This window comes from Candidatus Bathyanammoxibius amoris (assembly GCA_024451685.1).
In the GTDB taxonomy this organism is placed as follows: Bacteria; Planctomycetota; Brocadiia; order Brocadiales; family Bathyanammoxibiaceae; genus Bathyanammoxibius; species Bathyanammoxibius amoris.
Genome location: JAMXCW010000016.1, coordinates 16,798 through 29,399 on the forward strand (window position 1 = coordinate 16,798; position 12,602 = coordinate 29,399).

General features: G+C 52.9%; 11 protein-coding genes. 8 read left to right on the forward strand and 3 right to left on the reverse strand.

The window, feature by feature from the left end; all coding sequences use genetic code 11:
- The first annotated feature begins 53 nt into the window (after positions 1-53).
- Both uvrA and NOU37_08580 read left to right on the forward strand, forming a co-directional pair.
- On the forward strand, positions 54-2,855 hold the full coding sequence (gene uvrA / locus NOU37_08575; GenBank protein MCQ4575285.1) for an excinuclease ABC subunit UvrA: 2,802 nt from the start codon (positions 54-56) through the stop codon (positions 2,853-2,855).
- A gap of 65 nt (positions 2,856-2,920) precedes the next feature.
- Positions 2,921-3,748 (forward strand): hypothetical protein, encoded by an 828-nt coding sequence (locus tag NOU37_08580; protein MCQ4575286.1) that lies wholly within the window; start codon positions 2,921-2,923, stop codon positions 3,746-3,748.
- Positions 3,749-3,981: 233 nt separating this feature from the next.
- Here NOU37_08580 and NOU37_08585 read toward each other — a convergent pair whose 3' ends face one another.
- From NOU37_08585 to kdsA, 3 genes are all read right to left on the reverse strand, one after another.
- On the reverse strand, positions 3,982-5,145 hold the full coding sequence (locus tag NOU37_08585) for an acyl-CoA dehydrogenase family protein (GenBank protein ID MCQ4575287.1): 1,164 nt from the start codon (positions 5,143-5,145) through the stop codon (positions 3,982-3,984).
- A gap of 87 nt (positions 5,146-5,232) precedes the next feature.
- Positions 5,233-5,715, reverse strand: a complete 483-nt coding sequence (locus NOU37_08590) for a diguanylate cyclase (protein ID MCQ4575288.1) — start codon at positions 5,713-5,715, stop codon at positions 5,233-5,235.
- A gap of 159 nt (positions 5,716-5,874) precedes the next feature.
- Entirely contained in the window at positions 5,875-6,699 is an 825-nt protein-coding gene (gene kdsA, locus NOU37_08595) for a 3-deoxy-8-phosphooctulonate synthase (protein MCQ4575289.1), read from the reverse strand.
- Positions 6,700-6,997: 298 nt separating this feature from the next.
- Here kdsA and NOU37_08600 point away from each other — a divergent pair, with 298 nt between their 5' ends.
- From NOU37_08600 to NOU37_08625, 6 genes are all read left to right on the forward strand, one after another.
- The gene (locus NOU37_08600) at positions 6,998-8,350 is read left to right on the forward strand and encodes a tetratricopeptide repeat protein (protein ID MCQ4575290.1); all 1,353 of its coding nucleotides are present in this window, start codon (positions 6,998-7,000) and stop codon (positions 8,348-8,350) included.
- Between the two features lie 109 nt (positions 8,351-8,459).
- Positions 8,460-8,942 carry a crossover junction endodeoxyribonuclease RuvC gene (locus NOU37_08605; protein MCQ4575291.1) on the forward strand — a complete coding sequence of 161 codons (483 nt, stop codon included), beginning with the start codon at positions 8,460-8,462 and terminating at the stop codon, positions 8,940-8,942.
- A 102-nt stretch (positions 8,943-9,044) separates the two neighbouring features.
- A complete protein-coding gene (locus NOU37_08610) occupies positions 9,045-9,659 on the forward strand; it encodes a Holliday junction branch migration protein RuvA (protein ID MCQ4575292.1) in 615 nt (204 codons plus the stop codon).
- A 57-nt stretch (positions 9,660-9,716) separates the two neighbouring features.
- Positions 9,717-10,775: a Holliday junction branch migration DNA helicase RuvB gene (gene ruvB / locus NOU37_08615; protein ID MCQ4575293.1), complete on the forward strand. Its 1,059-nt coding sequence runs from the start codon at positions 9,717-9,719 to the stop codon at positions 10,773-10,775.
- Positions 10,772-11,344 (forward strand): epoxyqueuosine reductase QueH, encoded by a 573-nt coding sequence (locus NOU37_08620; GenBank protein MCQ4575294.1) that lies wholly within the window; start codon positions 10,772-10,774, stop codon positions 11,342-11,344. The genes ruvB and NOU37_08620 overlap by 4 nt, the downstream gene beginning before the upstream one ends.
- 45 nt (positions 11,345-11,389) lie before the next feature.
- On the forward strand, positions 11,390-12,586 hold the full coding sequence (locus NOU37_08625) for a SpoIID/LytB domain-containing protein (GenBank protein ID MCQ4575295.1): 1,197 nt from the start codon (positions 11,390-11,392) through the stop codon (positions 12,584-12,586).
- Positions 12,587-12,602: the final 16 nt, after the last annotated feature.

The window sequence follows — 12,602 nt, forward strand, 5'->3', positions numbered from 1 at the left end:
TTTGGCAGGGCTTGAAAGAGATTATAAAAAAGGTTAAGATTGAATGTTTACCTATGGAGACAGAAAACAACTATATATCCATCCGGGGCGCAAGGGTACATAATCTTAAAGATGTCGATTTAGACATACCCAGGGACAGGCTCGTCGTAATCACTGGTATCAGTGGTTCCGGCAAGTCGTCCCTCGCCTTTGACACCATATTCGCCGAAGGCCAGAGGCGCTACATAGAGTCGCTCTCCACCTATGCCCGCCAGTTCCTGGAACAACTCGAGAAGCCTGACGTAGACCATATTGAAGGGCTGCCTCCCACAGTGGCTATAGAGCAGCGAACGATAGCCACCAACCCCCGTTCAACGGTAGCCACAACGAGTGAGATATACGATTATCTTCGCCTTCTATACGCGCGCACGGGCACTCCACACTGTCACCAGTGCGGGCAAGAGGTCAGCCGTCAAAGCGTTGAGGAGATTGCCGAGAAGGTGATGCAGGTACCGCCGGGTACCAGGATAATGCTGCTGGCCCCGGTTATAAAGGGCAGGAAAGGTGAACACCGGGAGGTCCTGGAGGCCATAAGGAAGGAGGGCTTTGTAAGGGCGAGGGTAGACGGCGTGCTGGTAGACATAACAGGGCTCACAAGATTGAGCCGCTACAAGATCCACAACATAGAAGTGCTGGTAGACCGCCTGGTGGTAAAAGAGGAGATTGGTGACAGGCTCTACAATTCTATCCAGACCTGCCTCGGGGTGGGAGAGGGGATGATGGTTCTTTCGCAGGAGAAGAGGCGCGAGTGGCACGACACACTCTACAGCCAGCGCTACGCCTGCAAGCGATGCGGTGTGGGTCTTGAAGAGCTGGCACCAAGGCTATTTTCTTTCAATAGTCCGTGCGGTGCCTGCCCCGCCTGTGAGGGCCTCGGCTCGAAGATGGAGTTCGACCCTGAGCTTGTCGTGCCGGATGACGGTCTCAGTCTGAGACAGGGGGCCGTACAGGCCTGCGAAGACCCAGGTACAAGAATGGACCGTCAATACGCGAGGCTTTTGAAAGATTTCTCCAAGAAATTCCCCGCACCTCTTGACACCCCTTTCAAGAAGCTCCCCAGGGGCATAAGACAGACCTTTCTCTACGGCACAAACGGCACAACAGGAAAAGACTTCGACGGCGTGATACCCACCCTCAGGAAGCTGTACGATAAAACGGGACGCAAGGCTGTGAAGAGGCGGCTCGAGTCTTACATGTCGGAACGCCCGTGTGAGGCCTGCAACGGCGCAAGGCTAAGGCCTGAGGCGCTGGCCGTCAAAATAGACAAGAAAACAATCAGTGAGCTTACGTCCATGCACGTTGAAAAGGCCCTGCAATTCTTCCGGGACCTGTCTTTTTCCGGAGAAAGGGAGCTGATAGCCAGAGAGATACTGAAAGAGGTCGCCGGGCGGCTAAAGTTCATGGCGGAACTGGGACTGGGCTACCTGACCTTAGACCGCACCAGTACCACCCTCTCAGGCGGAGAGGCCCAGCGGCTGAGGCTTTCCTCCCAGGTTGGTTCGGGACTGATGGGGGTGTGCTACGTGCTGGATGAACCCACCATAGGTCTTCACGCAAGAGATTGCGGGAAGCTTATCAAGACGCTTAAATCGCTGCGGGACCAGGGAAACACGGTAATCGTGGTGGAGCATGATGAAGAGACAATCAGAAACGCCGATGAGATAATCGACCTGGGGCCGGGCGCGGGAGACATGGGTGGGAACATAGTAACTCATGGAACACTGTCGAACATAATGGAACGGAACGCCTCTATTACGGCAAGCTATTTAAGAAATGAACTGAACATAAGCCTCCCCTCAAGACGGAGGAAGATAAAACCCGAAAACGCCATAATCATAAAGGGCGCCAGGGAAAACAATCTGAAGTCGATAGACGTTGCGTTTCCCCTGGGTGTTTTCTGCTGCGTCACCGGAGTGTCGGGGTCGGGCAAGAGCACCCTTGTTGACCAGATACTGCACCGGGCACTGAGCCGGGCAATCTACAGGAGCAACCTTAAGCCCGGCGAGCATGACCGCATCGTCAACATCGAGAGGATAGATAAGGTAATCGAAATAGACCAGTCGCCCATCGGCCGCACGCCGCGCTCAAACCCGGCCACATACACCAAGGCCTTCACTCATATCAGGCAGGTCTTCTCGCAGACCAAGGAGGCAAGATTAAGGGGGTACGGTCCCGGCCGTTTTAGTTTCAACGTCAGGGTGGGCAGGTGCCAGGGCTGCGGGGGACAGGGCACGAATAAGCTGGAGATGCACTTCCTGCCGGATACCTACGTTACCTGTGACCAGTGCCGGGGGAAAAGGTACAACAGGGAGACGCTGGAAATCGTTTATAAGGACAAGACCATTGCCGACGTACTGGCCATGACGGTGGACGAGGCCTATGATTTCTACAGGAACATCCCGAAGATAGAGCGCACCCTCAGGACACTAAGAGGCGTCGGCCTGAGTTACATGACGCTGGGCCAGCCGTCTAACACACTCTCCGGCGGTGAGGCACAGAGGGTGAAGCTGGCCACCGAACTTGCCAAATATCCCACAGGAAAGACCCTCTACATACTTGACGAGCCCACCGTGGGCCTCCACTTCGCCGACATAGAAAACCTGCTTAAGATACTCAACCGGCTGGTCGACATGGGCAACACCGTGATAGTTATAGAACACCACATGGACGTAATAAAGCAGGCCGACCACGTTGTGGACCTGGGGCCGGAGGGTGGAGACGCCGGAGGGGAGCTGGTGGCCGCGGGCACGCCCGAGCAGGTGGCAGAAAACAGGAGGTCGCACACCGGCCGCGTCCTGAAGAAATACCTTGCATAGGTAAGTAAGCCCTGTTAAATACGGCGTAAGGTAATTGCCGTATCAAGCAAAAGGAGGTTATCAGGATGGACTTCGATCTGGGTCAGAGCCTGCGCAACGCGTCGAAACAGGTCTTAGAAGGTTGCAGACAGATACACTCAAGCACCGATCACAGGGCAGCCAGGAGAGAACTTCGGGACTATATAACAAAAGAATTTCTCAGAAAATACGTGCCGGACGCGTATGGCACGGAAAGGGGTTACATAATAACCTCCGGGGGACATTCGAGTTATGAACTCGACATCATCATCTACGACAAAACAAAGACCCCCCTGTTGTGCCGGCAGGGAAACTCTCACGTACTGCCGGTTGAAGGGGTATACATTACCGCCGAGGTACACTCTTCACTGACGTTCGAGGACCTGGAGAGGAGCATCGGAGACACCGAAAGGATAAAAAAACTGAAAAAATCCGCGTATCTGAAACCCCCGACGCCAGTATATAGAATACGTGAGTTCGGGGTGTTGAAGGATTATTTCAACATCGTCTCTCACATCCTCGTTTATGACTCGCCGTATACCATGAAAGAACTCACCGGGAAATTAATGGAACTCAACCACAACCGGAACGTACTGCCACAACACCAGATTGACAGCATCTTCATACTCAATAAGGGGGTAATCTTTAATTACAGAGAGGTGGAACTTGGGGGCAAGACGCAGTTCATGGTACTGGAGGACACCTACCGCGCCTATACCGATTCAGAAGACGCCTTACAACTGTTCTACCTGGCCATAATGAGCCGTCTGGGCAGGGTCTGGACGCACGGCATCGACCTTCGGGAATACGTAAAGATACAGCTCGAACCAAACGTGCTGAAACATCTGGAGAGTAACCGGCCGGAGAACTACTAGGGACCACAGAAAACGCCGCACGATTGTTATTCTAAAGCACCGCAGGGGCAGGTCAAGGCCACGCCTTGACCATGAATCAATAGATTACAGTGCGTCGGGTTGAAAACCCGCCCTCAGCCTGGACGCACCCTGCAAACATCAATTGTAGCGGCAGAGCTTGCTCTGCCAGACACTGACTGTCATGTCGAGCGAGCCCAACCACTGCAAAACCCTTTCTGTCTCTACTAAACATTCTACGCAAAGGCCCTCAGTCCCAGCACGTCCCTGCCTATTATTAGCTTCTGTATCTCTGAGGTGCCCTCGTATATAGTGGCCACACGCGCGTCGCGCAGGTATCTTTCCACGGGAAACTCGTCCGAATAGCCGTAGCCGCCGTGTATCTGCACGGCCATATTGGCCGCCCTCAGGGCGGCCTCTGAGGCAAAGTATTTTGCAATAGACGTCTCCAGGGTGCCCCTCTTGCCTTTGTTCTTCACGTCCGCGGCCTTATAGACCAGGAGCCTCGCGGCCTCGGTATCCGTAACCATGCGGGCGACCATGTCCTGAATCAGTTGAAAAGAACCTATGAGCCTGTCGAACTGGACGCGTTCCTTTGCGTATTTGACGCCCGCGTCTATGCATGCCTGGGATATGCCCACGCACCCTGCCGCAACACTGAAGCGCCCGTTATCAAGTCCCGACAGGACCACTTTAAACCCCTGCCCGACCGCTCCCAGCACGGCGGGACCGGGAACTTCACAGTCTTCCAGGAAAATTTCTGCCGTGTTTGAAGACCTCAGGCCGAGCTTGTTCTCTATATCTCTTGTGGTAAATCCCTTCGTCTTCTTGCACTCGACAAGGAAGGCCGTCAGGCCCTCGTGTTTCTCCCTGTCATCGGTTCCGGTTCGCGCGATAACGATGGCAAGGTCTGCGACTCCGGCATTTGATATCCAGGTCTTTGCCCCGTTCAGAACCCAATCGTCTCCGGCCGGGACAGCCCTGGTGCTCTGGTTGGCGGCGTCCGAGCCTGCGCCGGGTTCTGTCAGGGCGAAGCACCCGATCATCTCGCCCCTGCATAGCAGGGGCAGGTATTTCTGTTTTTGCTCCTCCGTGCCCCAGTTGAGGATGCACAGCTCAACGAGTGATACCTGCACGGAGAGGGTTGTCCTTACCGACGAGCATGCCCTTCCAATCTCTTCGGTGATTATGGCATGACTTGTGAAATCCAGCCCGGCACCGCCGTATTTCTCCGGGACGGGGCCGCCCACCAGACCCAGAGGGGCCATCTTTTTTATTATCTCATGCGGGAAGCGGCACTTCCTGTCGTTCTCTCTCGCGACCGGGATGATTTCCCCCTCGGCAAACCTCCAGGCCATTTCCTTTACGGCCTTCTGCTCCGGAGTCAGTTCAAAGTCCATTGAAACCACCTCCTGTGGGTTAGGCAGGTCTTACTTATGCCGTGTGTGGATAGGGGTCATCGCCGTGTGTGGGAGGACAAGAAAACGTTATGCCAAATCTCTCCACAGGCACGGGGCGTCTCCGCCCTGCGAGAGGGCCTGGGCGAGGGCGGTTTCCGCACAACGTATGAGGTCTCCCGGAGTATTTACACCCTTATCGGAGACATTGGATATACCCATGCTCACGGCTAGTTTATTTTCGGGTTGGCCTGGTAATTTGTATTGTGAGAACACCCTGTGAATCCTCTGTGCCACAAAAGAGGTTCCATCGGTGTTTACCATGGGCAGCACTACAAGTAACTTTTCTTTGGTGTAAGGCGCAATGATGTCTGATGTCCTTACCATGCTTGAGAGGAGCGCTATCGACTCGTCCAGCATTTTATCCAGGAAAGCGGCGCCTCTCTTCTCTATGTTCTCAGTAAGGCCAGACACGCACACCACAATACAAGATAGTTGCAGGTCGTATCTCTTGGCGCGCTCGAATTCGGATTTAAGCAGTGTTTCGAGCAGGTTGTGGTCGCGAACTTCCATAACCCTCTCCCCTCCCCTTGGGTCTTAAGATTTTTAAGGAGAATTTCCTCCCATGTATATCTGCCCCCTATTTTATAGAAAATCCCCGCCAGTTACAGTCAATTTAGAGTCTGCCTGGGCGTTCGCGCAATGTCTCTGAGGCGTATGCAGGGCCTCCTCTTAAGAAGAGGTGTGCTCGATGTCTTCCCGGGCTATCTCTCGAATCTTCTTCAGTCTTTCCAGCATGGAAGACAGCTTGTCGATAGGCAGCATGGTTGCCGGGTCGCACAACGCCTTCTCAGGTTCTTCATGAACCTCAATGAATATCCCATCGGCACCTGCAGCCACGGCAGCCCTTGCAACAGGTTCCGCCATACGTCTGTCTCCGCCTGAAGTGTTACCCTGTTCGCCCGGCAGTTGTACACTGTGCGTCGCGTCAAATAATACGGGATAACCAATCTCTTTTAGTATGACTATTGACCTCATGTCGCTGACCAGATTGTTGTATCCGAAGGTGGTCCCCCTCTCGGTAAAGATTATATTGTCGTTACCGGTGCTGAGGATTTTTTCGGCCACCAGCTTCATATCCCATGGCGCCATGAATTGACCTTTCTTGACGTTTACGGGTATGCCGGTCTTCGCCGCACTGAGGATGAGGTCTGTTTGACGACAGAGAAAGGCCGGTATCTGTATAACGTCCAGGACCTTGGCGGCCGCCTCCACCTCTTCGGGGTAGTGAACGTCCGAGAGGACTGGTATCTCCAGCGAAGACTTCACCTCGTGGAGTATTTCCAGGCCCTCAACAAGTCCCGGGCCGCGGAACGAGTGCATGGAACTCCTGTTTGCCTTGTCATAAGAGGCCTTAAACACAAAAGGTAAGTCGAGACCTTGAAGGAGTTCCTTCAGCCTCTTTGCTATTCTAAGACACGCCTCTCTGGTCTCAATTACACAGGGGCCAGCCACAACGGCCAGAGGCATATCAGGTCCAATAGAGAGGTTTTTTATACGGACGGATTTCGTGGGCTTTACCCCCCTAAGTAGATGTTAAATGCTACCTCTTACAAAGGGGTATTTCTCTGAAAACGATACTATACCATAGACTTACTGCACAGTCAAATCCGTAAATCAGATAAATTTTAGTTGCAATCCTAGCCTGTATTGCATATATTTGCCATGTATAAAATGGATGAGGTATACATGTTACGACCTCCCTGTAAATTTCTGCCATTTGCGAGCAACTTGTCTGCTGAGAAAGAGTTGCGGAATCACACCCTGTACGTAGTTGTTGTGTTAAGGAGAGAATATGGATATAGCGGCTGATACAAGTATATTGGAATCCGAGGACATCTCGAGGGATGACGTAAGACTATTAAGAAACAAGGTTTATGCCTCGGCAGACGAAAAGAAAAACCTTGAGGAAGAGGTAGAAAAACTCTCACAGACTGTAAAGAGCGACCAGGACCCTGCTAAGACGAAAATGCTTTGCCAGGGCTTGGGCATCGGTCTCTGGCTGTTAGGACGTGCAAAGGAGGCTGTGGAGGTATTGGGGGAGGTAAAGTCACGAAGGGTCCCCGCCTATTATCTGGGGAAATGTTACGAGGAATTGGGCGAATATGAAAAGGCCTTGGACAGCCTTGAGATGTCCCGAAAAGACGGCGCAAGGGAGTTTGACCTGGAGATGGACTTGATAGGCGTGAAGAGAAAGGCCGGGATGCTAAAAGAGGCCTTGAAGAGGGTGACGCAACTGTCGAAGGCCCATGGTGATGAAGCCGAATTACATTACCAGTGGGGCTGTTGTCTTGAGGACGAGGGGGAGTATGTTGACGCCATGTCTCATTATCAAAAGGCGTTGGAGCTTGACCCCGAGCATGCCGGGGCGCACTTCCGCATAGCCTATAATTACGACCTTGAGGGGGAAGACGATAAAGCCATCGAATATTATGAAAAATGCGAGGGCCTCACGCCCACCTTTACCAGCGTGTTTATCAACCTCGGCACGCTGTATGAAGACCGTGGAGAATACGAGAAGGCGATAACATGTTTTGAAACCGTGCTCAGGGCCGACCCAGACAACGAAAAGGCATATCTTTATCTCAAGGACGCGAAGGCCTCCCTTAACATGTACTACGACGAGGAGAGGATAAAGGCCAGGGATAGAGCGTGTGAGGTACTCAACATACCCATATCAGATTTTGAGCTCTCGGTAAGAAGCAAAAATTGTCTGGAGCGGATGAATATCCGCACCTTAAGGGACCTTACCCTGGTAACTGAGACAGACCTGCTTTCTTACAAGAATTTTGGAGAGACCTCTTTGAACGAGATAAAAGACGTGTTGGTACAAAAGGGGTTGTCCCTGGGGCAGGCCCTGGAGGCACCCAGGAGTTTCCTGGAGGCGTCCAGGAGGTCTGAGGAGCAGGCCGCGGTGCTTGAGAGTCCTTTAGCTATGTTGGAGTTGTCGGCCCGCACCACAAAGGCCCTTGAGAAACTGGAGGTAAAAACCGTTGCTGAACTGGTGTCCATGTCTGAAGAGGAACTCAGTTCTCACAAGACGTTCAAGAGTGATTATCTGGCGGAGATAAAAGAGAAATTGCTGGCGTATGAACTGAGTCTGAAAAAAGAGGGGGAGGAGGAGAAGGAGGAGAGTTCAGAAGACTAGTATGTTTTGAATCCAGGTCTTCGGTCTGCAATTCAAGGGGGGTGGCGCTCAGGTCTTTTTGGAAGAGGGTGTTGTAACATTGCAAGTGTCAGGGTGGGTCTCAGGGCGAGTGTTAGGGGTTGATCCCGGCCTCGCGGTAACTGGTTTCGCCGTGGTGGAGGTTCTTGAACGGGGCGGCCAGGTAAAAGATTACGGTTGCATAAGAACCAGTTCCAAGCTTGCCAAGCCTGAGCGGCTAGGTGCCATATACAACGGTATACACGACATAATCTCTAAGTGGTCGCCGAATTTACTTGTTATAGAAGACGCCTTTGTCAATATGAAATATCCTAAGGCCGCGCTTCAACTGGGAGAGGTAAGAGGCGCAATAAGCGTGGCGGCCCGGAACTTGAACGTAGACGTTTGTGAAATAATGCCTTCCGAGGCGAAACTGGCATTGACCGGTAATGGTGGCGCCGGTAAGGCACAGGTGGCGAACGCGGTGAGGAGGATACTGGTTACAGACGCCCCTTTCGGGTCAAGTCACGTCTCAGACGCGCTTGCACTGGCCCTGACGGGTCTGTCCCGGAGTGGCCGGTTCAATTGGCCCTGAGAGGCGACGGGGAGCCGATTTGGCTGATAAGCAACACCACACTCAACCGATGGCCAATAACCGAACATCTTTTTCCGGCGAAAGAGCCGTCTTTTACGTCACGTGATCCGGTACCTTAAAGGAACACTATTAAAAAAGGAAGACGACAGAATCGTTCTATTTACAAACGGCGTTGGATATGAAGTCCGGTTGCCCGTAGTGGTAAGGTCAACGTACAATGAAAAGGAGATTGGCGAGGAGGTAGAGCTTTACATCTCCTACCAGCAGGCCGAAAAGCAGCCGAAACCTGTCCTTGTCGGTTTCAATAGTGAACCTGAGCGGGAGTTTTTTGAGAAACTCCTTACCGTGCACCGTATAGGGACCTCAACGGCGGTAGACGCCCTCACAATACCCATAAGCAGGATAGCAAAGGCCATTGAGGATAAAGACGTCTCCACGTTGAAAAAGCTGAATGGCATTGGGGCGCGCGCCGCGGAAAAGATTGTTGCCGAGCTAAACGGTAAGATGGCAAAATACGCCCTGATGAGTGAAGGCGCTCCACTTGAGCCAGGTGAACCGGAAGACCTTAAAAAGCAGGTGGTAGACGTGCTGGTCAGGCAGCTGGGGTACAGGTCCAGCGAGGCGTCCAGAATGGTCGAAACGGCCATGGAGAGGTCTCCGGAAATCAGTTCTCCTGAGAAGCTGTTTGAAGAGGTCTACAAGTACCAGAAAACTTGAGAAAACCTGATACGGGTGAGGGGGAAGTTCGCACCTTTTTAACATAGGAGGCCCATAATGGTGCCACCGGAAACTTGTGAAGCCTTACACCCGGCCTCTACCTCCGGCGGGAATGACGTGTACAACCTGAGGCCCAAAAATTTATCCGAATATATCGGCCAGTCACAGGTGGTCGAATCTCTCGGTATCGCCGTAGAGGCCGCGAAGAAAAGGGCCGACGCCGTGGACCACGTCCTTCTGTTCGGCCCCCCCGGACTGGGCAAGACAACCCTCGCCAACATAATTGCCGTAGAGATGGAGGTGGATATAGTTACCACGTCCGGCCCCGCCCTTGAAAAGAGCGGAGATTTGATAGGTATACTGACGAATCTAAAAAAAGGAGACGTCCTTTTTATAGATGAGATCCATCGCGTGCCCAAGACAGTAGAAGAATACCTGTACTCCGCTATGGAAGATTATTTTATAAACGTCATTTTTGACAAAGGGATGAACGCGCGCAGTTATCGTTCGAGGCTGGAGGAGTTTACCATGGTGGGCGCGACCACCAGGGCAGGGCTTCTGTCCTCCCCGCTCAGAGAGAGGTTCGGCATACAGAGGGGCCTGGATTTTTACAGCATAGAGGAACTCTCCAGGGTCATCGCGCGTTCCGCGTCACTTCTCGGCGTGACCATTGAAAATGACGGCATCGGGGAGATAGCAAAACGTTCCCGGGGAACTCCGAGGATAGCCAACAGGGTTCTCAGGCGGGTCAGGGACTATGCCGAAGTACGGTCAAATGGCGTGATAACAAGTTCTGTCGCATGCGACGCCCTTCGCCTGGAAGGTATCGACGAGGAAGGGCTTTCAATATTGGACCGGAAATTCCTGGAGACTATAATCTGTAATTATAAAGGCGGCCCGGTCGGGCTGGAGGCGATAGCGGCCGTCCTTCACGAGGAGCCGGACACCCTCGCGGACATGGTGGAACCCTATCTGCTGAAGGCCGGTTTCGTGCTCAGGACACCAAAGGGCAGAAAGGCCACCGAACGCGCCTATTCCCGTCTGGGGCACCCCGTGCCTGACGGGACCGGCGGACAGCTTCCTCTACTACCCGGACATAAAGGAAGTAATACATGAGACTCCTGCTTCACGTCTGCTGTTCGCCCTGTCTCTGCGCCCCGCTGGAAGAGCTTAAGAAAGACAGCCTGGAGATAGAGGGTTTCTTTTATAACCCGAACATACACCCACTGCTGGAGTTTCGCCGGAGATTGAAGTCGGTTAAGGTATACCAGGAATCATCGCCCGTGCGTATTCATTACTGTGAAGATTACGGGCTGAATGAGTTCCTCGAAACGGTTGAGCGTTATGATGCGCCACAGAGGTGCAATGATTGTTACCACATGAGGCTTACTGCCACGGCCAGGCATGCGCGCGCCAACGGCTTCGACGCCTTCAGCACCGCGCTGCTCTTCAGTGACAGGCAGAAGCACGAACTCCTGAAAAAGGTCGGAGAAGAAGTCTCACACAGGGAGGGATTACCATTTTATTATATGGACTATCGCCACCTCTACGCTGAAAGCCACGAGATGGCAAAAAAGAGGTGTCTTTACCTGCAGTCTTATTGCGGATGTGTGTTTAGCGAACAAGAACGCTACGATCCCACCACTAAATATCTTTACAAGGGGAATCTGAACGTCCGGTCATGAAGTTGTTAGAGGGTGGCATATATAATGGTTATACAGAATAGATGATTGGGAGGATTTAATCTGAGAGTTGACTGCGAGTGCGGCCACCCCACACTCAGGAAGAGGGCGTTACTCCCTATTATATTAACCCTCTATCTTTCATCCTGCGGGAAACCAGCCGCTGAATATAAATACGAGGCCATCTGGCGTAAAGCCCCGGAGGTGCAGGTGGTGTTATTGAAAGACGCAAAAACCGCCAGGCTGGCGCTGCACGCGCCATACAGGCTGGTTAACATGAACAGCGGCAAGACACTTCTTAGAGGCAACGGGCTTGGAGAAACAAGTGTCTCTTTCAGCGGCAGCGCGTTTATACTCGGGAGAGAGAGTTTTCGCGCAGCCGGTGTTAAGCTTGTTTGCCGCAGGGACGGTGCGGTGGAGCTGAACGGCACCCGTTATCGCGGAGAGGTCTCTCTCGTCGCAGCGCCTTTGAACAGGTTGAAAGCCCTCAACCGCCTCAGCGTGGAGGAATATATCAGGGGCGTCCTGGGGAGCGAGATGCCCAATTACTGGGACAAGGAGGCATTGATGGCCCAGGCCATATGCATAAGGACCTACGCACTCGACATGAAAATGAGCGACAAGAAACTCAGCTCCCTGCATCTGGCCTATCGCGGAACCACAAACGAGAATTGGAGACTTGACAAGATAGTGGAGGAGACCAAGGGTATAGTCATGTTCTATAAAGGCAAGCTCTTTCCCGCCTATTTCCACAGCACCTGCGGCGGGCATACGGAGGACGCCGCCCATGTGTTCGGTAACAAGGGCCTGGCACCCCTCAGTGGCGTAGAATGCGGATTCTGTGACAGGTCTAAATACTACCAATGGGAAGCAGACATTAACAAGGCCGATATTGAAGAGAAACTAAAAAAGAAATACCCGGGACTGAAAGGGGTCTCCACCGTAGTGCCCGCCAACCCCGGGCCTGGCGGGCACAGCTCCACGGTAGTGATAAAACACGACGGTGGAGAGCTGAAAATGGGAGCCAACCAGTTTCGTCTCCTGGTGGGCCCAAACGTCCTGTACTCTACCGCCTTTTCCGCGCAGGAAAGCGGCCCTGTGATAAAATTTACCGGGAGTGGATGGGGACACGGTGTGGGTATGTGTCAATATGGCGCAGAAGGGATGGCAGAAAAAGGCGCTCAATGGTACCAGATACTGAGACACTATTACCCCGGGGCAAAGTTTGTAAAGGTTTATCAGTAACGGGCCCGTACCAGCC

Excerpts from the sequence above, each read along its gene's own strand:
- uvrA (MCQ4575285.1), top strand. The coding sequence starts at position 54 with ATGGAGACAGAAAACAACTATATATCCATCCGGGGCGCAAGGGTACAT.
- NOU37_08580 (MCQ4575286.1), top strand. The coding sequence starts at position 2,921 with ATGGACTTCGATCTGGGTCAGAGCCTGCGCAACGCGTCGAAACAGGTC.
- NOU37_08585 (MCQ4575287.1), bottom strand. The coding sequence starts at position 5,145 with ATGGACTTTGAACTGACTCCGGAGCAGAAGGCCGTAAAGGAAATGGCC.
- NOU37_08590 (MCQ4575288.1), bottom strand. The coding sequence starts at position 5,715 with ATGGAAGTTCGCGACCACAACCTGCTCGAAACACTGCTTAAATCCGAA.
- NOU37_08600 (MCQ4575290.1), top strand. The coding sequence starts at position 6,998 with ATGGATATAGCGGCTGATACAAGTATATTGGAATCCGAGGACATCTCG.
- ruvB (MCQ4575293.1), top strand. The coding sequence starts at position 9,717 with ATGGTGCCACCGGAAACTTGTGAAGCCTTACACCCGGCCTCTACCTCC.
- NOU37_08620 (MCQ4575294.1), top strand. The coding sequence starts at position 10,772 with ATGAGACTCCTGCTTCACGTCTGCTGTTCGCCCTGTCTCTGCGCCCCG.